Source organism: Mucilaginibacter lappiensis (assembly GCF_900155965.1).
Classification (GTDB): domain Bacteria; phylum Bacteroidota; class Bacteroidia; order Sphingobacteriales; family Sphingobacteriaceae; genus Mucilaginibacter; species Mucilaginibacter lappiensis.
In genome coordinates this window covers 846,857-869,622 of sequence record NZ_FTMG01000001.1, presented here as the reverse complement: position 1 = coordinate 869,622, position 22,766 = coordinate 846,857, and the positions used below count along the sequence as shown (strand labels likewise).

Annotated in this window: 17 protein-coding genes; 14 read left to right on the top strand and 3 right to left on the bottom strand. The window is 42.0% G+C overall.

The window, feature by feature from the left end:
• The first annotated feature begins 12 nt into the window (after nt 1-12).
• The 4 genes from BW976_RS03520 (at nt 13) to BW976_RS03500 (ending at nt 10,345) form a co-directional block, all read left to right on the top strand.
• Nucleotides 13-1,779, top strand: coding sequence for a RagB/SusD family nutrient uptake outer membrane protein (locus BW976_RS03520; RefSeq protein ID WP_076370400.1), 1,767 nt, complete (start codon nt 13-15; stop codon nt 1,777-1,779).
• 120 nt (nt 1,780-1,899) lie between these two features.
• The gene (locus BW976_RS03515; protein ID WP_084192048.1) at nt 1,900-4,182 is read left to right on the top strand and encodes a glycoside hydrolase family 2 protein; all 2,283 of its coding nucleotides are present in this window, start codon (nt 1,900-1,902) and stop codon (nt 4,180-4,182) included.
• 516 nt (nt 4,183-4,698) lie between these two features.
• Complete coding sequence (locus tag BW976_RS03505; RefSeq protein WP_139332184.1) at nt 4,699-6,162, top strand: hypothetical protein; 1,464 nt, start codon at nt 4,699-4,701, stop codon at nt 6,160-6,162.
• Between the two features lie 91 nt (nt 6,163-6,253).
• A complete protein-coding gene (locus tag BW976_RS03500) occupies nt 6,254-10,345 on the top strand; it encodes a hybrid sensor histidine kinase/response regulator transcription factor (protein WP_076370394.1) in 4,092 nt (1,363 codons plus the stop codon).
• A 77-nt stretch (nt 10,346-10,422) separates the two neighbouring features.
• Here the strand turns inward: BW976_RS03500 and BW976_RS03495 are convergent, their stop codons facing one another.
• On the bottom strand, nt 10,423-10,749 hold the full coding sequence (locus BW976_RS03495; RefSeq protein ID WP_076370392.1) for a YegP family protein: 327 nt from the start codon (nt 10,747-10,749) through the stop codon (nt 10,423-10,425).
• A 324-nt stretch (nt 10,750-11,073) separates the two neighbouring features.
• Between BW976_RS03495 and BW976_RS03490 the strand changes: the two genes are divergently transcribed.
• The 4 genes from BW976_RS03490 to BW976_RS03475 all read left to right on the top strand — a co-directional run bounded on the left by BW976_RS03490 (nt 11,074) and on the right by BW976_RS03475 (nt 15,985).
• On the top strand, nt 11,074-11,280 hold the full coding sequence (locus tag BW976_RS03490) for an HU family DNA-binding protein (protein ID WP_076370390.1): 207 nt from the start codon (nt 11,074-11,076) through the stop codon (nt 11,278-11,280).
• 82 nt (nt 11,281-11,362) lie between these two features.
• The gene (locus BW976_RS03485; protein WP_076370388.1) at nt 11,363-11,923 is read left to right on the top strand and encodes a hypothetical protein; all 561 of its coding nucleotides are present in this window, start codon (nt 11,363-11,365) and stop codon (nt 11,921-11,923) included.
• A gap of 224 nt (nt 11,924-12,147) precedes the next feature.
• On the top strand, nt 12,148-13,101 hold the full coding sequence (locus BW976_RS03480; RefSeq protein ID WP_175614032.1) for a metallophosphoesterase family protein: 954 nt from the start codon (nt 12,148-12,150) through the stop codon (nt 13,099-13,101).
• A gap of 307 nt (nt 13,102-13,408) precedes the next feature.
• Nucleotides 13,409-15,985 (top strand): BamA/TamA family outer membrane protein, encoded by a 2,577-nt coding sequence (locus BW976_RS03475; protein WP_076370384.1) that lies wholly within the window; start codon nt 13,409-13,411, stop codon nt 15,983-15,985.
• Between the two features lie 261 nt (nt 15,986-16,246).
• Here the strand turns inward: BW976_RS03475 and BW976_RS03470 are convergent, their stop codons facing one another.
• The gene (locus BW976_RS03470; RefSeq protein ID WP_076370382.1) at nt 16,247-17,020 is read right to left on the bottom strand and encodes an HAD-IIA family hydrolase; all 774 of its coding nucleotides are present in this window, start codon (nt 17,018-17,020) and stop codon (nt 16,247-16,249) included.
• Nucleotides 17,021-17,434: 414 nt separating this feature from the next.
• Nucleotides 17,435-18,037, bottom strand: a complete 603-nt coding sequence (locus BW976_RS03465; RefSeq protein ID WP_076370380.1) for a methyltransferase — start codon at nt 18,035-18,037, stop codon at nt 17,435-17,437.
• A gap of 58 nt (nt 18,038-18,095) precedes the next feature.
• On the opposite strand from BW976_RS03465, the gene BW976_RS03460 reads away from it, so the two are divergent.
• From BW976_RS03460 to BW976_RS03435, 6 genes are all read left to right on the top strand, one after another.
• The gene (locus BW976_RS03460; protein ID WP_076370378.1) at nt 18,096-18,533 is read left to right on the top strand and encodes a hypothetical protein; all 438 of its coding nucleotides are present in this window, start codon (nt 18,096-18,098) and stop codon (nt 18,531-18,533) included.
• A gap of 8 nt (nt 18,534-18,541) precedes the next feature.
• The gene (locus tag BW976_RS03455) at nt 18,542-18,871 is read left to right on the top strand and encodes a hypothetical protein (protein ID WP_076370376.1); all 330 of its coding nucleotides are present in this window, start codon (nt 18,542-18,544) and stop codon (nt 18,869-18,871) included.
• A 1,207-nt stretch (nt 18,872-20,078) separates the two neighbouring features.
• Nucleotides 20,079-20,252, top strand: a complete 174-nt coding sequence (locus BW976_RS29215) for a hypothetical protein (RefSeq protein WP_175614031.1) — start codon at nt 20,079-20,081, stop codon at nt 20,250-20,252.
• Entirely contained in the window at nt 20,249-20,437 is a 189-nt protein-coding gene (locus BW976_RS03445; RefSeq protein ID WP_076370372.1) for a hypothetical protein, read from the top strand. The genes BW976_RS29215 and BW976_RS03445 overlap by 4 nt, the downstream gene beginning before the upstream one ends.
• An 11-nt stretch (nt 20,438-20,448) precedes the next feature.
• Entirely contained in the window at nt 20,449-21,414 is a 966-nt protein-coding gene (locus tag BW976_RS03440; RefSeq protein WP_076370370.1) for a sterol desaturase family protein, read from the top strand.
• Nucleotides 21,415-21,505: 91 nt separating this feature from the next.
• Complete coding sequence (locus tag BW976_RS03435) at nt 21,506-22,657, top strand: formylglycine-generating enzyme family protein (RefSeq protein WP_076370368.1); 1,152 nt, start codon at nt 21,506-21,508, stop codon at nt 22,655-22,657.
• Nucleotides 22,658-22,766: the final 109 nt, after the last annotated feature.

Below are 22,766 nucleotides of genomic sequence, written 5' to 3'. Positions count from 1 at the left end.
AAATAAAAAATAATGAAAAAGATATTTATATTATTGATGACTGTAGCCATAGTAACCGGCTGCAAGAAAAACCTGCTCGATACATCGCCTTATTCTTCTGTTGCCTCCTCCAATATGTGGACAACCGATAATTTAACCGATCTGGGTGTTACAGGGGTATATCAGGCGTTAAGATTGGGCGAAAACTCTGGCGGCGATTCCGGTCTGGAATTATATATGATGGATCGCTTTGGTTTTACCGGTCAAACCCGCAGCCAGGAATCCATGTTGTCAGGTACCATAACCACCGGTAACGGAATTTACAGCAGTACATGGCAAAACCTGTATGAAGGTGTACAACGTTCTGATGATGCTATCAAAAACATACCACTAAAATCACCTTCCGATCCAGCAAAAAAAGCCCGTTACGTAGCGGAGTGTAAATTTTTGCGGGCTTATTTTTACCTGCGCTTAAACCAGTTATGGAAAGGTGTACCCATTTACCTGGAACCTTTCACTGCCGACCAGGCTACCAAAGCAAGGTCGTCCGAAGCTGATGTGTGGAACCAGGTGGTGGCCGATTTGACCGACGCCATCAACGAACCAAATCTACCTTCAATATACACGGCAGGAGCTGCCAACTACGGTCACGCGACCAAAGGCGCGGCGTATGCGCTGCGTGGTAAAGCCTATTTGTATCTGCAGAAATGGGATCTGGCCGCTGCTGATTTCGCTATGGTAAAATCGGCCGGATATGCCCTGTTTGCTAATTATACCACGCTGTTTAAGGCCGCCAATGAGCAATGCAGCGAGATGATATTTTCTATCCAGAATGTGGCCGTTGCCGGTGGCGGAACTCAGGGATATGGCTCAACCACACAATGGTTCTGCGGTACGCGCTCGTCTTTTGGCTCCTGCTGGAATGATTACCTGGTATCGCCCAACCTGGTTGATCTTTACCAGAACCTGGATGGTTCGCCTTTTAACTGGGATTCTGTTTTGCCGGGCTATTCAAGCATGACCCCGGCACAACGGGAAGTGTTTTTCTTAAGAAATAATTTGACAGCTGCCGAAATAGCTGCCGCTACAACCAGGGGCGCACAAATGAGCTTGTATTTACCTACGAGTAACGAAGCCCGGATCCTGCAGGCTTATGCTAACCGCGACCCTCGTTTGGCTGCCAATGTGATCACGCCTTATGCTACTTATAACGGTGTATTTGGTTCAAATAATGCAACAGTAACTTCACGCTGGCCATATCGTGCTGAGGCTGCCCTGGGTGGCGATCTGCGTACCGATACACAAAGCTATTTTTACTACCTGTACCGGAAATTTGTTTATGAAGGTAATGCCGAACTCATCAACAGGGCATACGGACCTACTGATTTCCCGTTGATCAGGTATGCCGATGTGCTGTTGATGTGGGCCGAGGCTTTGAATGAGCAGGGTTTAACATCAGATGCCGTGGCTAAAGTTAACGAGGTGAGGACAAGGGCCGGCGTAGCTTTATTAAATTCAAGTACAGCTACCATGGTTGCCGGGCAGGCCGATCTGCGCGAGCGTATCAGGAACGAGCGCCGGGTAGAGTTCCCGAACGAGGGTATCAATTACTTTGATGAACTGAGGTGGCAATCATGGAAAGATAAAGTGTTTTACTCAGGCAATGGTGTAAAACAAGTTTGGGGTGCCAATGTGTACACGTATTCTTTCCAGGGCGATTATATTTATACCTGGCCCATCCCGCTGGTAGAAACCCAAAGAAACCCCAACCTGAAACAGAACACCGGTTGGATCAACTAAAAAGAGTCAAGATATTAGAGTCAGGAATCAAGAAATAGGATTGTATATGTTTATGTGTTTTTCTAACGTCTTGGTTCTTGACTCTCAGCTCTTGCCTCTAACACACCCCTTCTATCTTATATGAATAAATTACTATCTGGATCTTTTTATATCTTTTTTCTGCTGATTGTGGGTATTGGAAATGCTATTGCAGGAGCCTCATCAATTGGTTTGGCGCATCATAACTCGCATACGACTCACCCGACCATCGCTGCGCCTGGTCACCCTCTCTTCGCCTTCGGCGTAAAGAGGGGACTTGAAAAAAAAGGAAACAAAAACAAACAATTTCCCCACCCTCTATACGGCGCAGCCGGAGAGAGGGTCGCCCAGCGAAGCGCAGGCGGGGTGAGTTGTCTACGAGCTGCAGCGCAATCCACCCGCCAAACCATCAGCTTCAACACCGGCTGGAAATTTCACATGGCCTATGATGTTCGCAAGCAGCCGGAAACCATCAATGTAAAGCTACCCCATACCTGGAACGCGCAAGATGTATTATTAGGCAAGGGCAATTACCAACGAGAAAGTGGTATCTATGAAAAAAGCTTTATGATTGATCCTATATGGAAAAACAAACGCCTGTTTTTATATTTTGAAGGCGCTAACTCGGTGGCAACAGTGCTGATAAACAAACATTTTGTGACCGAACATAAAGGGGGCTATACCGCCTTTTGTGTGGAGATCACTGGTTTGGTAAAGCTCGGAGAAACAAACCAGGTAGAGGTGCAGGTAAGCAATGCTGCCCGGACGGATGTGCTGCCATTATGCGGCGATTTTAATGTGTATGGGGGCATCCACCGGCCTGTTTCCTTATTGGTTACGGCAAAGGATTGTATCTCTCCTTTAGATCATGGCTCACCCGGAGTTTATCTTACGCCAAGTTCTGTATCTGAGCAGTTGGCTACGGTGAATATTTTAACCAAACTTTCGGTAACGGCCAGCACCGGGTTACAGATCAGGTCAGAGGTGATTGATGCCGGTCAGCATGTTGTGGCTTCAGTCACTAATGCGGTAAGCAATAACCGCAATGCTGCGCAAACTATCCGCCTGAAACAGCCGCATTTATGGAACGGGAAGGCCAATCCTTATGTATATACCGTACAGGTGAATTTACTAAAAGACGGACAGGTGATTGATCGGGTAACACAGCCATTGGGTTTAAGATATTATCATGTAGACGCCAACAAAGGTTTTATTTTGAATGGCAAATACCTCGATCTGCATGGTGTAGGTTTTCATGAAGATGTGGAAGGCAAGGGCTCGGCATTGGACACCGCCGATTATGACAAGGACATGCAGTTGATCAGGGAGATTGGCGCTACCGCGCTCCGCTTAACACATTACCCGCATGGCAAATATTTTTATGATCTATGCGATAGGACCGGCATGGTAGTATGGTCCGAGATTCCCTTTGTTGGCCCCGGTGGCTACACAGGTGCCGGATACCTCAAGAACCCCGAACTGGAAGGGCAGGCCCGGCAGGTGCTGACTGAAATGATCCGTCAGAATTATAATCACCCTTCAGTTTGTTTCTGGGGCTTATTCAATGAGCTGAAACTGGATCATGACGACCCGGTACCTTTTATAAAAGAACTCAATACTTTGGCAAAAAAAGAAGATCCAACGCGGTTAACCACCTGTGCCACTTTTTTAGACGGTGACCGCTTTAATCAGGTGTCCGATCTGATAGCCTGGAACAAATATTATGGCTGGTACGATGGCGAATTTAAGCAGATAGGTGTTTGGGCCGATAAAACACATCATAGTTATCCACAGAAAGCATTTGCGGTAAGCGAATATGGGGCAGGCGGTAGTCCGTTTAAACATAGCGAGAACAATGTTAAACCAGATGCCGATGGGAAATTTCACCCGGAAGAATGGCAAACCAGCTATCATGAAATGAACTGGCTGGAACTGAGTAAAAGGCCATTTATCTGGGGCAAGTTTGTTTGGGCCCTGGCCGATTTTGGCTCATCCATCCGCACGGAAGGGGATACCTCCGGCATCAACGATAAGGGTTTGGTTACCTATGATCGGAAAGTGAAAAAAGATGCCTTTTACTTTTACAAAGCCAACTGGAACCCCGAACCCATGCTCTATATCACTGATCGCAGGAACGAGGTACGAACGCAGCAGGCTACAGTTATAAAAATATACAGTACCATGGCGTATGTAAAACTAAGGGTTAATGGAACTGTCATCGCCAATGGTGAGCCAGACGAGTTTCACATCATCCGCTGGGAAAACGTCCTGCTGCACAAAGGGAAAAACAAAATTGAGGTAAGCGCCACTACGGATGGAAAGGTTTTACAGGATACCTGCGAATGGACACTGGAAGATAAAAGCGGTATAACAAAAAGCAATTAATGAAGATGTTTAGCAAAACGGATCATATAAAACCCATGTCATTGCGAAATACGAAGCCCCACCCAACCCTCCCCGGAAGGGAGGGCTTTAAAGTAGTTCAAAAAGTCTCCCCTTCCGGGGGATATTTAGAAGGGGCTTCTCTGAGCAATGACAGCTCTTTTTTGATAGGCCAGAACTTTTATATGCCCCAAAATTTCGGTATATTTGTATGTATAACGGCCCGGTGTCCTTTTATAAAAGGATACCGGGCCGTTTTGGTTAAAGAAATAAAGGCCACAAAATCGACCTTTTAGTAAGTACTTATTTGATAGTCAATAAATTAATACTTTTTAAACCTTTCAAAACCCATCAAAAATTTGTTAAAAAGTGTTAAAATGGCGTTAAAGTTTAGTTAAAACGCATAAAAAGCAATCGTTTTTACCCTGTTTTTGACTAAAAAAATGTTAAAATTTAAGGTTTAAAAAGTTTTTGAACAGCCGATGTAGTCATCGGTAATCTGTCACCATAAATAAACTAATGAAAAAAATATTACTTCTTCTGATTGCCAGCTGTAGTGTCTTGCACACTCTGGCGACCACGTATTATATCAACAACAAAACCGGTAACGACTCCTCCGACGGGTTGAGCCGCACAAAGGCATGGCGGTCATTGGCCCCGGTAAATAAACATGCCTTTATGCCCGGCGATAGTGTATTATTCGCCCGTAACGGGGTTTGGGAAGGGCAACTGGCTCCATCAGGCTCCGGGAATGCAAAGTCCCTCATCGTGTTTAGTGCTTACGGCTCAGGCGCCCTGCCCGAAATAAAAGCGGGAGGCCATTTTCGGGATGCTATACTGCTGCACAACCTGCAATACATTGTGGTAGAATACCTGGCCGCCTCCAACCTGGATAATACGGTAGCGGTTCAAAAAACAGGTCCTACAGGTGTTCGGATCATGGCGGAAGACATAGGTACACTGCACCATATCAGGCTGGCTAATTTGTATATCCATGATATTAATGGCGATAACAAAAAAGGCTCTGCCGAAGGTTGCGGCATCTTTTGGGATTGCCAGGGCCCTAAACCGAGTAATATTGAACATTTGCAAATCGAAAATTGCAAGGTAGAGCGTGTGGACCGTAATGGCATCCGCGGCAATGGAACTTTTTCATTGCGGACTAACTGGTTTCCAAACAAGTATCTACTTATCCGTAACTGCCTGCTCGAAGATATTGGGGGGGATGGCATTGTGGTAAAAGCCTTTGATACCGCTATGGTTGAGCATAATAAACTCTTCCATATCCGTAGCCGGGCAACGGATAACGCGGTGGCCGTATGGCCTCACAGCAGTGATCATACCACTATTCAGTACAACGAGGTTGGTTATACCAAAAATGGTAATTGGGCCAATGACGGGCAATCTTTTGACATTGACGGTAACTCCAGGAATACCATTATACAGTACAATTACAGCCATGATAACGAGGGCGGTTTTATGCTGGTGATATCAGACCTCATTAATAAAGATAATGTCAAAACCTCGGGTAATATCATTCAGTATAACCTGAGCGTAAATGACGGTCTGAACCGTAAGCGACTTTTTAATTTCGCGGGGGTAACAGACAGTACCCTGATTAAAGGGAATATATTTTATAATGATGCGCCAAAATCTTTCACTATCGAAGCGGTAGATATTGAAAATGGGATACCAGAACATGTTGTTTTTGAAGATAATTATTTTGTTTATACCGGGAAAACCCCCGCAGTTTTTACCAGGTCGCCAAAGCAGTATAGTCACGTGAGTTTTAATAATAACAACTTCAGTAATAATATAATAGGGCTGGATAACCTGCCGGATCGAAAAGATATACCGGCCAAAACGAGTCATAAACCGTATCCTAAAAACTTAAGCTTTCCCTGGAAGTATATACCGGCAAAGCTTCGGAATGTAGCAGCGCAATTTCCTGAAAGTTTATACAACTCATTTACAAAAGAATAAGCAACCATCGATATTTAAAGAGAACCATCCTGGTAAGAAAAACTATTAATGTAGCGGGAATTTTGTTAGTTTTATTTGACCGGTCGATCAAATGAAATTAGCTATTACCATATTCCTGTTCTCCATAGGTTGTTATTCGGCTGCTTATAGTCAGCGTATCGCGTTTGAGAATCTGACGGTGGATAACGGCCTGTCGCAAAATTCGGTGCTGGCCATAGTTCAGGATGGTCGGGGCTTTATGTGGTATGGTACCCAGCACGGGCTCAACAAGTATAATACGCGGAGTTTTAAAATTTACAAAAATGATCCGGCCGACAGATCGAGTCTTTCATCAGATTATATTACCTGTCTGCTGCTTGACGCGCACAAAACGCTCTGGATAGGTACCCGCAACGGACTGAATAAGTATAACCCCGAAACGGATAGCTTTGACCGCATTCCGTTAGGTTCATCATCGCCCGGGAAGGGTAATCAAATCATTAGCTCGATGTATGAAGACCGGCAAAAAAACATCTGGGTATGGTCGTCAAACGGCCTGCACCTATTGCCAGGCGAAACATTGGGTAAGTTCGGTTCGGTGGCTGTTCCTGATTCTGTTGCCGGTCTGTACGGAACCAATGGGCATACGCTATACCAGGATCACGAGGGTATTTATTGGATAGGCTCGTCGGCAGGCCTTACCAAAATGCAAAAGCAAGGTAACGGGTATCGGTATCAAATGTATAAGCATAAGGAAAGTGTTCCCAATAGTTTGAGCGACAATTATGTAACTACCATTACGGAAGATTTGAAGCATAACTTATGGATCGGTACACTGCATGGCGGTGTTAATCTTTACGATAAAGGCACAAACACCTGTACCCGGTTTTTAAGTAACAACGGTGCAAATGGCCCGGTGAATAATAATATCCGAATACTGCAAATAGTCAACTCCGGTAAAATATGGATTGGCACACAGGGAGGATTAAGCATCCTTGATCCCTTAACGAGGCAGTTTTCATCCTATAAGCATGATCCCGAGGATAAGAGCAGCCTGAGTCAGAACTCCATTTACAGTGTGTTTATGGATAACACCAACACCGTATGGATCGGCACTTACTGGGGAGGAATTAATATGATATCCAGACACAATACCACGTTTTTGACCTTTCAAACAACACGTTATCACTCCAACATCAATAACAATGTGGTGAGCGCGGTATGGGAAGATAGTAAACAGAATCTGTGGATCGGAACCGAAGGGGGAGGCCTAAATTACTTTGACCGCAAGGCTGATGTGGTAACCACGTATCAAAACAAAGTGAACGACCCCACATCGCTTGGATCTGACTTGGTTAAGGTGGTATATATTGATAAGAGTGGAAATGTTTGGGCAGGAACGCATGGCGGCGGCTTAAACCTGTTTAACCCGGGTGCCCATAATTTTAAGCGATATCTTTATAAGGAAAATGATCCGGTAACCTTAGGCTCTGAAGTGTTGGGCATTTTAGAAGATTCCAGAAATAATTTCTGGGTTGGGACTCAAAACGGTCTGCTTGTTTTTAAGCGAAATAATAGTGTATTAGAGATGGCAGACAACCCGGTCATTAATAAAATTGGCAAACGATCAGTCAAGACTTTGCTGGAAGATAAAGAAAAAAATATATGGATAGCGACAGCTAATGGATTGTATCTGCTTGATCATGCCCATAGTGGTTTAAAGCTGTTTACTACGTATGGTGGTTTAAAATCCAACGATATCAATTGCATATTTCAGGATACACAGGGCCGTATCTGGGTTGGATCATATTATGGTGGCCTGGCTGGATACAATAGTGATCAGCAGAGATTTACAACTTATTCTGAGAAAGAAGGCCTGGCTAATAATAACGTACAGAGTATATTAGAGGATGCCAACCATAACCTTTGGATAGGTACGGGCAACGGTTTATCAAAGTTTAATATCGCTTCCCACACCTTTAAAAATTATAACAAAAGCGATGGTTTAGGGGGGAATACATTCAATATCAATTCCTGCCATAAAACCTTTGACGGTGAAATGCTCTTTGGAGGATATAATGGCCTAAGCAGCTTTTATCCATCTAAAATAGAGGATAATAATATCGCTCCGCCAGTTGTCATCACCGCACTGAAACTATTTAATCAGCCCGTAGGGATCAACCAGCCAGATGGATTATTAAAAAAAGATATCAGCCTAACACCCAAAATAACTTTTACGCATGCGCAAAATGTGTTTACCATTGATTTTGCCGTGTTAAACTATATCAAGTCCGAAAAGAACAAATATGCCTATAAATTGGAAGGTTTTGATAACGATTGGGTACATACTGATATTCCATCGGCCCCCTATACCAATCTTTCATCGGGGAGTTACACGTTTTTAGCAAAAGGGGCTAATAATGATGGGGTGTGGGGGCAGGCCGCGGTACTGCATATACAAGTGTTACCGCCATTTTGGGAAACTATATGGGCCTGTTGCTTATACGTGCTCTTTATAGGCGGTTTAGTGTTTTTGATAGCCCGCTTTTTTATACTCCGGTCGCTGTTGCGCAGGGATAAGGAACTTACCCAGTTAAAGCTGAATTTCTTTATCAATATATCGCATGAAATCCGCACGCATCTTTCTTTAATATTGGGGCCTTTGGAAAAATTGATGTTGTTTGGCAAGGGAGACTCCGAAAATACCAAGCAATTACAGACCGTAAAGAAAAATTCCGATAGCCTGCTTCAACTGGTAAACGAACTGATGGATTTCCGCAAAGCAGAAAGCGGTAGTTTAAAACTTCATGTGTCGGAATATAATATCGTAAATATCCTGCAGGAAATATTGGCTTCGTTTGATGACAGTTCTATATCAGGCAACATCACTACAGATCTGATTTCTTCCTCGGATGATATCAGGGTTTATTTTGATAAAGAACAGTTAGAAAAAGTGTTTTACAACTTAATTTATAACGCGTTTAAGTTTACTAATTACGGAGGCCACATTGGTGTTTTTATAGAAGAAAAGAAGGATGAAGTTGCCGTAACGGTAAGCGATAATGGCAAAGGGATAGCGCCCGAAAACCTGAATAATTTGTTTGAGAACTATTTTCAGGAGAGTGATCATGGAAAACAAAACACAGGTTATGGTATAGGTTTAGCACTGGCTAAAAGCATAGTTGAATTACACCAGGGTTCCATTACGGTAGAGAGTAAGATATCGTCCGGAGGCAACAATACAGCTTTTGCCGTTAGTTTACGCAAGAGAGTAGATCATTTTAGCGCGGAAGATTTGATCCGGCAACGGGTGGATGATCCATCAGGCTTAGCTAAACCTTTAGTAAGTACCGATGCTGCTATGATCAGCCCCATAACCACCAGCAAACCTGCGGGAAATAAAAAATACCTGGTTTTGTTAGTAGAGGATAACCCTGATGTTCGTGCATTCATAAGTGGTTTTTTACAGGATCATTACGAGGTGATTACGGGCGATAACGGACTAAAAGGATGGGAACTGGCAAAAGAACATATCCCGGATATAATCATCAGTGATGTGATGATGCCTGAAATGGATGGATTTACTTTGTGTAATAAATTAAAGGCCGATGAACGGACAAACCACATCCCGGTTATTCTTTTAACTGCCAGGGCCTCCGATTCAAGTCACGCCGAAGGATTAAAAATGGGAGCGGATATTTACTTATCAAAGCCATTTAGTATCGAGATATTGTTATTGCAGGTAAATAATCTTTTAACAGCCAGCGAAAGGATACGACAAAGCCTTAATCGTAAGCTTAAACCAGATCAGGAAAGTGAAGAGACCAGTATTGTTTCCAATGCAGGGAATGATCAAAAGGTAAAAAAACTGGTTGACTCCATTGATAATGAGTTTCTGAGTAAAGTAATTGGAATAATAGAGGCGGATATTGATAATTTAGAATTTGGAGTGCCTGAATTGGCAAAGGCGGTAGCCATGAGTCAGCCAATATTGTATAAAAAGATGAATGCGCTTACAGGTATGTCTGTTAATGACTTTATTAAATCCATCAAGATGAATAATGCGACTATACTTTTGCAAAGTAAACGATATACCATCAATGAGATAGCCTATATGGTTGGATTCAGCGATCGTAAATATTTCAGCAAAGAATTTAAAAAGCAGTACGGGAAAACTCCGAGCGAATTTATAGGGGAGTCTTAAATAAAAAATGCCCCGAAAATAAGCCCGGAGCATTCTGTTATTTTGAATTATAGATTATTATTTAAACAATAAGTTGCCTACTCAGCAACCGTGGGGGCTTCAGGAGCATTCTTTTTAACAGATTCAATACCATTATCCCGGCTGGCTACGCTTTCGTACATTTGGCTCTTGCCGATCACTTGTCCGTTAGATGCTTTCAAGTTAAAATAAAACTTTCCATTTTTGGAGTCAGCCCTTTCAAAATGCTTATCATCAGGCGCATTTTTTTTTACAGACTCGATACCATTGTGCATAGCGGCTGTTGTTGTATACCCTTCGCTCGTAAGAATAACCTGACTATTAGTAGCTAAAAGGTTAAAATAATGCTGACCGTCTTTACCTATTTTAGTTGCAAATTTTCCCATGGTTTTAGATTTTTTTGATTTACACGAATATACAATTTTTTGAATAAATGAAATAGTTTACATAAGGAGTAAAACTTATATTTTAATAAAAATAAGTTGATTATATAGGCTATTGGTGCCTATTTAGCTAAGGCCTGTTGATATGATTTGATTATGGTTTACAGGTAATTGAAATTTAATATTAAGATGATATGATGGTTTTATTAAGATGGCGATCGGAGTTTTGATTTTTGAAATAATAAGTAGAAACAACAAATTCTTCATTTATTTTTTTTAAATTTAAATAATCAATTATAAAAAGTATCGAACTAAAATCTATTAATTATGCAAGAACTCATTCAGGAAGTATCAGAAAAAACCGGAATTTCGGTAGACCAGGCAAAGGGCGCTATCGAAACCGTAATATCCCATTTGAAAGATAAATTGCCTATGGGGTTAGGGGATAAAATTGAATCATTTGTTCAAGGAGGTTCTTCATCAGCTGAAGATATTTTTGGCGGGTTAAAAGATAAACTCAGCGGTTTATTTTAAACCAATTATACCTTGTCAAGTCAAATTCATTAAATTTTTAAACCAATTTTATATTAGTTTGTTACATCCAAAATTATTTAACATGAAAAAATTACTTGTTTTATTATTATCCTGCTCAGTATTATTGGTGAGTGCCAATACATTTGCCCAATCAACTACTGATGCTGTAAAAAAAGTCAAAAAGAAAGCTGCAGATAAAACTGAAACGGCAGCCGATAAAGCAAAAGATGCCAAGGCAAAAGCCGATGCCAAAGCTGATAAGGCCGCTGCCAAAGCAAAGGATGTCAAAGCAAAAGCCGATGCCAAAGCCGATAAAGCCACTGCTAAAGTAAAAGATACCAAGGCTAAGGTTGAAGACAAGGCAGACAAAACCGTTGCAACTGCAAAAGATGCTAAGGCAAAGGCTGATGATAAAGCAGCTACAGCTACCACCAAAGCAAAAGATGCTAAAGATGATGCCGCTACAGCTGTTAGTGCTAAAAAAACAAAAGCAACTAAAGCCGTTACTGAGGCTGCAAACAAATCTGATGATAAAGCTATCGGCAAAGACGACAAAGGCAGAACTATCTATTTAGGCCCAAGAGGAGGTAAGTATACTTTATCTCCAAGTGGCAACAAACAGTATATTAAAAAAACACAATAATCTTTCTCAAGAAGAAAGATTAATTATTATTTGAAGCCCTGTAGGTCATTTGACCTACAGGGCTTTTTTTATATAATAAAATATACGTTTTATTTATAAATACTTAATGTGATTTTTATATGTAAAGTTTATTTTAGCTAAACAATTAAATGGTTTATTTTACTTTGTTTAATCGGTAATAGCTATAATGTAAAATCAATTGTTAAACTATGCTAAACAATAACATGAAAAGAAGAAGTTTCTTGATCAAATCAATTATAGGGAGCATTGGTATGGCGGTTGCTGATACCTTATCAGTAAATGCAAGCAGCGTTGAAAGCGGAAGAATGGAGAAAAAGGGAAAAGCGCTGTTTCGTATAGGAATTTGTACAGATCTTCACCAAGACCTTATTACTGATGGTCCCGCACGGGTGCAGTCATTCATCACTGAAATGAACAAGCTTAGGCCCGACTTTATCATACAAATGGGCGATTTTTGTGTTCCCAAACCTGCCAATCAACCCATTATGGATATTTGGAATCAGTTTAAAGGCCCCAAATATCATGTTATAGGTAATCACGATACAGACGGTGGTTTTACCCATGATCAGGTTGTTGAGTTTTGGAATGCAAAAGGGAAGTACTATTCTTTCGATTATAACAATTATCATTTTGTGATATTAAACGGTAATGAAAGGGCACCTGAAAATAAGTTAAAAGGATACCCCAACTCCATTTTAAAAGAACAGCGTAACTGGCTTAAACAGGATCTGGATAGTACTAATTTACCTGTTATGGTATTCTGCCACCAGGGTATTGATAATGATCTTGACGGTTTAAAAGAAGGCAATCAAATGCGCATATTATTTGAACGGGCAAACAAAAAGGCAGGTTTTCAGAAGGTGCAACTGGTTCTGAGTGGCCATCATCATGAGGATTATCATAACGTTTATAACAATATAAACTACTTGCAAATCAATAGTATATCCTACCAATTTGCTCATTTAAAAGATGGTTATGATTTTGCATCAACAATTGACCCGATTTGGGCATTTATAACTGTTTATGATAACGGGATCATTGATGTAAAAGGTAAAAGATCGTCCTATAAAAATGAAAAAGAGACCGGAGAATATGATGGTTATCCTACGGTTCCGTTCATTTCAGACAGAGAAATAAAAGTGGAGGTAAGGGAATAAACATATTTAAATACTATCTGCCTGAAACCAACTTTCTACCTTTTGATGCTTATCTTCTTTTATTCTTGAAATTTTGATTGATTAACAGTGATTGTTAGTTTTTTTAACAGAATGAGAATTATTTATTCATACAATCTCTAACATACCTTTGGCTTTTAACTAGGGGTGCTTTTCCTGTTTGTAATTTTTAATTAAGGTTAATTTAAGCTAAATTCGTCGTAGATATTATTCATAAATATGCTTCCCTGATATATTTATGTAGCAATAATTTATTTTCTTTAAATTATATTCGGTACAAAATTAACCTATGATAAAAAAGATACCTTCTCTGTTTGTTTGCTTAGCATTTGTAACGTCCTTGCAGGCTCAGGAAATAGCTCCTTCTGCCTGGCAAAAGTTTCCTGATAGCACAATTGTTAAAATTCATCCTTCTTATAATGATGTAACTGGTGTACATCGCTGGTTGTTTGGAACAAATTTTCGTAAAGAGTGGGCTATGGCTGTTAAATTACCCATAATCAGGTTATCTCAGATTAATGGGGGCTTAACAACTTTAAAGCAAGGTGGTGGCATGCAGTCCAAATCATTGCGACTGGAGGATAAAACCGGAAGGGAATGGGTACTAAGAAGTGTTGAAAAAGTGCCTGATAAGTTATTGCCAGAGGGCCTGCAGGGTACATTTGCTATTGATTGGGTTAGTGATGAATTTAGCGCTCAGCATCCGTACTCGGCTTTGATTGTTCCTCCGTTGGCTGTTGCTGCCAGAGTGCCTCATGCTAACCCGATTATTGGTGTGGTTGTTGATGACCCGGCCTTGGGGCAGTACAGCAAGATATTCACCAATATGGTGTGTTTGTTGGAAGAACGGGAGCCCATTGGTGAATCTGACAACACCTTTAAGATGCAACGCGAGTTAACTAAGAACTATGATAACAGGGTTGACGGCGAAGAGTTTTTACGGGCACGTATGCTTGACCTGTTGATAGGTGATTGGGACAGGCACGAAGATCAATGGCGTTGGGCAGTAACTAAAGATGATAAAGCAAGACATTATGTGGCTGTACCGCGTGATCGTGATCAGGTATTCCATGTTAACCAGGGCCTGTTTCCATCCATAGCTGCATTGCCTTGGGTCGATCCGCTATTAGGCAATTTTAGTGGTGATATTCCCGCAGTAAAATATTCTTTGTTTAAAACAAGGTTTATGAAACAATTTCCTGATGCGCAGATAAGTTATGCAGATTGGATGCGGATCACCAACGAATTTGTTAAGGCCGAAACAGACGAGGTTTTAGAAGCAGGCTTAAAACGATTACCCAAAGAAACCTATGATTTTAGGCACAAAGAACTGCTGTCTGAACTGAAAAGACGCCGGGACAATATGCCTGCAGCAATGGCTGAGTATTATCGTTTTATAAACAGGATAGTTGATTTGCATACAACCGATAAGGATGAGCAAATTACCATTAGCGACGCGCCTAACCAAGGTATGCGTGTAACGGTGGAAAGCCTTAACAAAAAAGGGGAGGTTAAAAATACCGTATGGGACATGACCTATCAGCCGGATATAACCAAAGAGTTGAGGTTGTACACTGGTGCAGGTAACGATCATATTTTAATCAATAATGCATCGTCACCAATTAAACTACGCATTATTGATAGTGTTGATGATAAAACTTTCGAGGTAAAACAAGCCAACAGCAGTGTAAAGGTTTATGGGCCGAAGGATAGCACAAGTTTCACCGGTAATGTAAACCGGCTGAGTAAGCACTTATCCACGGATACCCTAAACAGCCGGTTTGTACCAGCTAATCTTTATAATGTTTGGATGCCGTTGGCAACAGCAGCTATTAATGCCGATGATGGCTTTTTATTAGGGCTAGGCTTTAAATATAAAGGAGTAGATGGTTTCAGAAAGTTGCCTTACTCAACCATACAGCAGGTTATGATCACCCATTCGTTTGCTACCGATGCGTTTAGGATCAAGTATAATGGAGAATGGATCCAGGCTATAGGTAAAGCTGATTTTACGATGCAGGCTTATATACAGGCACCAGATAATACGATGAACTTTTTTGGCCGTGGTAATGAAACTAAGCTTACTAAATTTCCAGGCTATCGCAGGTTTTATCGTGCCCGTTTTGATACTTATCAGTTTGACCCTTCTTTGCGCTGGCATACGGGTAAAGGAAGTACATTTAGTGCAGGCCCATCATTACAACTCTATCACATGAATCCTGCCGATAATGTTGGAAAGTTTATCAGTCTGCCTACAACACACATCAACTCTTATGATAGCGCTACTTTAAATAAAGATAAAGCACATGTAGGGCTGATTTTAAACTACGTGAGCAACCGCCGGAATAATAATATATTGCCATCCGGTGGCTTTTATTTCAACGTGTTGGTTCAGGGTTATACCGGGCTTAACAGCTATTCTAAATCATTTATGCAGATCAAGCCAGAGTTTACTTATTACCAAAAGCTCAATTCGTCAGGTACTATCGTACTGTCTGATCGTGTTGGTGGCGGCGTAACCATTGGCGATCCGGCGTTTTATCAATCCTTGTTCCTGGGCGGTCAGGGAAATTTGTTGGGTTTCCTTCAAAATCGGTTTGCTGGTCAGCAAATGGTGTTTAACAACCTTCAGGGCAGGGTGAAACTAGCAAAGATAGCCAGTTATATATTACCTGGTGAGCTAGGCTTAACCGGATTTTATGATGCTGGCAGGGTATGGATAAAAGATGAACATTCAGATACATGGCACCAGGGTGTTGGTGGCGGTTTATACTTTTCGCCAGCCGGTTTAACTATTGTACAACTACTTGCCGGGCATTCTAATGAGGGTTGGTACCCTTATATCTCATTGAATTTCAGAATATAATTTAACAGAGGCATTGTATCTAAAGGATGGGGTTAAGGATAGTCTCTAAGCAGGCCATTTTGTTATAAAAGTGGGTTTACATGGTTTACACAATTTATGGTTGACATTGATTTAAACATTTGATAATCAATTAATTATGTATTTTATTCCAGAAAATATGTAAACCCACTTTTCGTATAAATGCTATCGGCTAAATTTTAATCCATAGGTGACACAATACCAAGGGTGATCAATTTGATTGATGATAGGGCCTCTTTTCTATTACCACCATTTTAGCGGAAACTCGATCTTATCAACCGAACCAACTATCAGGTCGGGTTTAAAGGCGTAATGGCTCAGCTGATCTTTGGAAGATATCCCGGATAGTACAAGTATAGTTTTATAACCCATTTGTACACCACCCTGAATATCGGTTTCCATGGTGTCGCCAACTACTGTGGTTTCGGCTGTCTCCAGACCCAGGAATTTACGGGCCGAGCGCATCATCACCGGACTTGGTTTGCCGGTTACAAATGCCTTACGGCCAGTGGCTTCCTCTATCATGGCTGTAGTAGCAGCTATGCCCAGGTTGTTCCATCCCGGTTTTTTGGGTGATGGATCGCGATTGGTGGTGATGAATTTGGCACCGGCTAATATCATATCTACCGCGCGCTGAACCATTTCCAGGGTAAAATTGCGGCCTTCGCCCAAAACCACAAATTCGGGATCGGTATCAACCAGAGTTATGCCGTTTTCGTGCAGGCTGGTTAGCAAACCGCCTTCGCCCAATACGTAAGCTGTACCATTAGGGCTTTGGTCGCCCAGGAACTTCCCGGTAGCCATAGCGCTGGTATATATGTGTTTAGCCTCCACCGTAATGCCCAGTCTTTTCAGTTTACGTACCACCTCCAGGCTGGTCCTCTGGCTGTTGTTGGTCATAAACGCAAAGGGGATCCCTTTTGCAAGCAGGTGGTTAATAAATTTATCGGCGCCATATATCAGCTCTTCGCCGCTGTATATAACACCGTCCATATCAATGAGCAGTCCTTGTTTCATTTTTTTCAAGATTATAGGCTGTTGGCTTTATCCAACAAAGTCAAATGTAATATTAACATGTTTAACGATCGAATAAAAATTGCAGAACATATTTGGGGCCATGTTTACCTCCCGAAAACTTTTTAAACCTTAAATTTTAACACTTTTTTAATCAAAAACAGCATGAAAACGCTTGTTTTTTGGCCACTTTAACTAAATTTTAACGCCACTTTAACACTTTTTAACAAATTTTTAATAGGTTTTGAAAGCTTTAAAAAGTATTAAATAATTGATTGTCAAATAAAACAAACCAATCGGTTGGTTTTTGTGCCCTTTTATTCCCTAACAAAACAGCCCGGTTTTCCTTTTGATCAGAAAAACCGGGCCGCTGTGTATACAAATATACCGAAAATTATCGACAGGAGAAGTGACAATCTATCGGTACATAAAAACCGTGAAATCTTCATTACTATAATCATTTTTTAAAACCACGTGCTGGCATAGCTGCCGGCAATGGTCCATGATCACATCTGGATCATAAGCAGCCAAAAGACCGTTGGGAATAATGTGACTCAGCAGGTTAAAACCTAATCCTCGCCTGCAATGTTCGTATAAACGGGTAATGGCCTTAAAAATAAAATCGGGATCGGCATTGTAGTAGTTGAGCGATCCGCTGGCCATCACATAATCGGCTACAGGCATTTCATCAGTCATGAAATCACCGCGGATAAAAGCGGTGGCCTCCCAGTCCTGGAAACGACGCGTGGCTTCGTCATACAATTCGGGGATCTGTTCCATGCCATAATAAACTATATCGGGGTACAATTCGTGCAGATAGGAGCGGAGGTCGCCATGTCCACAACCGGCATCCAGCAGGGAGTGGCTATTCAGGTCGGCCATATGAGCCAGTGCATCAAAGCGGATAATCTGGCTTTCCGTATCGCGCCAGCCCAAAGCCGCTGGACTACGATTGCCATGTAGGGCGATCATATACCGGTGATAACCAAATACAGCTGCAGAATCGGGCGAAATACTCATGCGTTTTACTTAATTATATCGAAAACTCTTTTTACTTTTACTCAAACATTACCTACCTATGAAGATCACACGCTTTTACCTGGCGCTATTATTACCGCTTTGCCTGCTTTTGAGCTGCAGCCCAACGATATCAACCTTCGATCAAACTGCTTACGCACAGGCCACTTCTTTAAAAGTAGATGTTCTTGATTTGATGGATAAAGCTACCGAAAATTACACAACTCATGAAAGTGAAGTAAAAGCGCTTCAGCTTAATCTTGATAAGGCTATCGAGTACGATAAGCACCGCCCAAATAACCAGATCACCACCCAAATGTGGACTCTCCTGAACGATCCGGATGGACATTTATTTGGCGGTTTCCTGGTGAAATGGAAAAAAGAAGGCAAGTGCAACTCGGCTTATATCGTTGATAAAAAGAAACAGATAGGCAACTCCTTTGACCAGATAGCCGAACTGGAAAGCAAAAAGATAAAACCCGCACAGGTAACCCAATAAACTAAATTATGGCAATAAATTTTAAAAACGTATTGGCTACGCTTAAGCAGGGTATTACAGACCTGGCCGCAACCACTTTAAAACAATATATCATCGCGGCTACAGCCGATGGGCAGGCTATCCTGAATGAATTGAGTGACGACCTAAAAACCTGGACTAAACAGTTAGCTAGCGGCGCTATCAGCAAAGATGACTTTAGCGACCTGGTACTGGGGCAAGCCGATGAAATAAAAATGATAGCCCTGAAGCAAGCCGGTCTGGCCGAAGTAAGTGTTGATCAGTTTAAAAGTGGTGTTTTTAATTTGATTGTTAATACGGTTGTGGGGTTGATACCGTAATAGAGTTTAGCATCACCTCCTCCTTCATCTCATTGCGAGCGTAGCGTGGCAATCGCATGCTATACAGGGTTACTTTGCTTGGCGTATACCCGCTCTTGGCCGCGGGAAGGCCAGTTACTTTGTCGCCACAAAGTAACCAAAAGGCTTGTCACCAGAAATGCTTCTTTGCGCACTGGGCCTTTGCCCTGCAAACCGGACAGAACCAGGCTGCAATTATTTTGCCCCACTTCGTTCGCACAATCCCGCACTTCAGCAAAAACTTGCTATGCCCTGCAACCGCACTGTCCCGCATCGTTCTGCCCGCTTTCACCCGAAGCTGTTGTGCCGACGGAGGAGAAGCGCTTTCAATCAATAATTCACTAATTAAAAATCGCCTGAAGCTTATCTGTTGACAGGAAAAGAGGTGCTTTATACCACCATTTTGTCATGCTGAACGGAGTGAAGCATCTATTAAACGGTATGCATATTTGTGAATAGATACTTCGTTCCTCAGGATGACAAACTTGTAATATGGGATGAGAATAGATCAAGGTAATCTTTAAATCCATTAATCATGGTTCAGAATTTCGCCCGAAGCTGTTCTAAAAGAAATCACTAATTCACTAATTCAATAATTAACCCACGTCAGCGATAGCAGCGGATACCGGTCCCGTGGCTAATGCCTTGTGGCGTATGAGTGGATAGCGCGGGCCGGAGGCAATGTCCTGTTAATTGAGATGAAAGAATCAAGACACCACCCACACCAATCTATTCACAAATACTCAATTTCCACATGTTTTAGAGACTTCGAACTGCGTTTTTTTATCAATTTTAACTAAGAACACTACGAAATTCATAAAAATGTTAATTTTATACATAAATTCTATAGAATTAGTAGTAATTATAAAAACAATTATTACATTTGCCCGAGAGAATAAAAAAATACAACGTAAAACAGTTTTAAAAGCTCCAGAAAATGCAACCCGACTCAACCACCAATCCCGGCTTTGCTGCTTATCAAATGCAAACTGCTCTTTCTGCTCGTTTTTGTTGTTGCTGTTGATCCTGGCATCAAGGGATCCTCTTTCTCAGTGATTGTTACCTGCCGGTAATGGTCTGATTTCTACAAATTATTCTTATTCAATTTTATATATGGCATAACCATCTGTGCACAGTTGTGATGGCCTTTTTTACCTGTTTTTTTAATTACCAATATAAATTTATTACTATGACCTTCAATGACGTTTCCTTGCTGGGAAAAAAGATACTGGTAGGGGTGATCATCACCCTGATTCCCTTTGTGATCATTTTTGGGGGTTTATGGCTCACTCAAAAGCTACTGTCAGATAGCCATAAGCCCGCACCGGCAACCACAGCACCAACTAAAACAACCACATCATGAAACTGGAAGAAGCAAAAAAAACACGAATTATTAAAAACGCCTTGCTGAGCCTGCTGCTGTATGCATTGCCTTTGGTGCTCATGTTTGCTACTTTTTACTTTACCGGGCAGCGCCCATGGGAAAAGAAAAAGCAGGATCACAAAACAGCACAACCCGACACAAAAACTAAATCTGAAAATCCTTAAACACAAATACTATGATTGAACTGATAAAAAAAGTAATTGATAACCTCAACGGATATGGTTTTTCCGTTCTGGTGCTGGTACTCGGGATACTTGAATTTTCATTTGGCCTGTATAAAAAACACTGGACTAAAAACGAGCGCTGGGTAGATATTGCCTGCTTTACCATCCCCAAACTGGTTGTTAAACCGGTAATAGCCTACTACGGGCTGAAAGTTTTACCATTCCTGCTGCCGGGTTTCAAAAACGCTTTTGACTGGGTGCCATTTTTCTGGGGCTTTATCATTATAGCCGTGGCTGATGATTTGACCCAATACTGGTACCACCGCCTGCATCATGAAGTGCCCTGGTTATGGCGTTTTCACCGTACGCACCACTCGGCATCGTACATGGGTATGGCTATGGCCAGCAGGCAAAATGTAATTTATACCCTGTTTTTTTCGCAAACGTATTTAACTACCGCGCTGGTTTACCTGGGCCTGGGTATCCCTGCTATTATAGTAAAAGGAATCAAAGGTACTATTACTACACTGGCGCATTCCAGTATTCCGTGGGATAAACCTTTTTATCAATACAAAGTGCTGCATCCGCTAGCCTGGGTGTTGGAGCGTACCATATCTACACCAGCGACTCACCATGCACACCATGCTGCTACTACAGATGATGGTGTGGGGTATTACAAAGGCAATTTTGGAAACATGTTCTTTTTATGGGATGTAATATTCGGCACGGCGCATATCTCTCGTCAGTATCCTAAAGCCTATGGGATATCGCACTATGAGGGCGACCAGTGGTATGCGCAGTTGTTATGGCCTATTTTTAAATCAAAAGTAGCGGGAAGCGAACTGGCTGCCGACGGGCAGATGGTGAGGGAAGATGTGCCATTGCAGGAACATCAGCTTTATCGCCCGGAAAAACAAGAAAATGTGGAGCAGGAAATTTCTGAAGAAACATATAACTTACAGCCGGTAAAAGCGTAATGGTTGCGTGAGGCGTGTTGCCTGGATCGAAGTTCTGGAAGTTAGGTTTCCGAACCTCACAACCCGAACCTCGAACCCTGATTGTAAAAATATGAATCTTAAAAGAATTTCCCCGGTACTGATAATCGCGATTGCTGGTTCGATAGTTTTTTCGGCCTGCAAGCAAAAGGAAAAAGAAAAAGCTGTTGCTAAAACCGATAGTGTTGCGTCGAATAAAAAGAAAGCGATCTGTTGCGAGTCGAACATTCCCAGCCGGTTTAAACCAACCCCTTTAGCCGGCGCGGCGGTGATGACAGGCCCCGATACCAGTCATAGCGGTATGGTTTGGATACCGGCGGGTACTTTTAGGATGGGGGCAGACAATGCACAGGCCGAAAAGGACGAATATCCAAAACATAAAGTTACAGTCGATGGCTTTTGGATGGATCGTACCGAGGTAACGAATGCGCAATTTGAAAAATTTGTAAAAGCCACTGGTTATGTAACCACAGCCGAACAAAAACCGGATTGGAATGTGCTCAAAAAACAGCTGCCTCCCGGGACCGAAAAACCGGCGGATAGTTTGCTGGTAGCTGCATCGCTGGTATTTGTGCCTTCTAAACAACCGGTATCACTGAGCGATTACAGCCAGTGGTGGACCTGGAAAAAAGGTGCCAGTTGGAAGCATCCGCATGGGCCTGGCAGCGATATCAAAGGAAAAGGGACTTACCCGGTAACGCAGGTATCGTATGACGATGCGATAGCTTATTGCAAATGGGCCGGTAAACGCTTGCCAACAGAGGCAGAATGGGAACATGCTGCCAGGGGAGGACTGACCGATAATATATATCCGTGGGGAAACGAAAAAGTGACCGAGGGCAAACCTAAGGCAAATATTTGGGAGGGTGATTTTCCGTACAGGAACACTCAGCGCGACAAGTTTTATTATACCGCGCCGGTAAGTTCATTTGCAGCCAACGGTTATGGTTTATATGATATGGCCGGCAATGTTTGGGAATGGTGTGCCGACCTGTATGATTACCGGTATTACAACACCATTAACAAACCCGAAGGCATTAAAAACCCCAAAGGGCCATCAAAATCATACGACCCGGATGAGCCTTATGCCATAAAGCGTGTAGTGAGGGGCGGTTCGTTTTTGTGTAACGACAGCTATTGCTCGGGCTTCAGGGTAGCCCGGCGGATGAAAACCACCGAAGACAGCGGTATGGAACACCTGGGTTTCAGGTGTGTGAAAAATTAATACAATAATACCCCCAATAAATAACAGGATCTTAACAGGAAGGCATATGAAAAAATAATAACAAAACCAGCTCTATAAATAAGGGAAAAGCGATCGCTTTTCCCTCCAG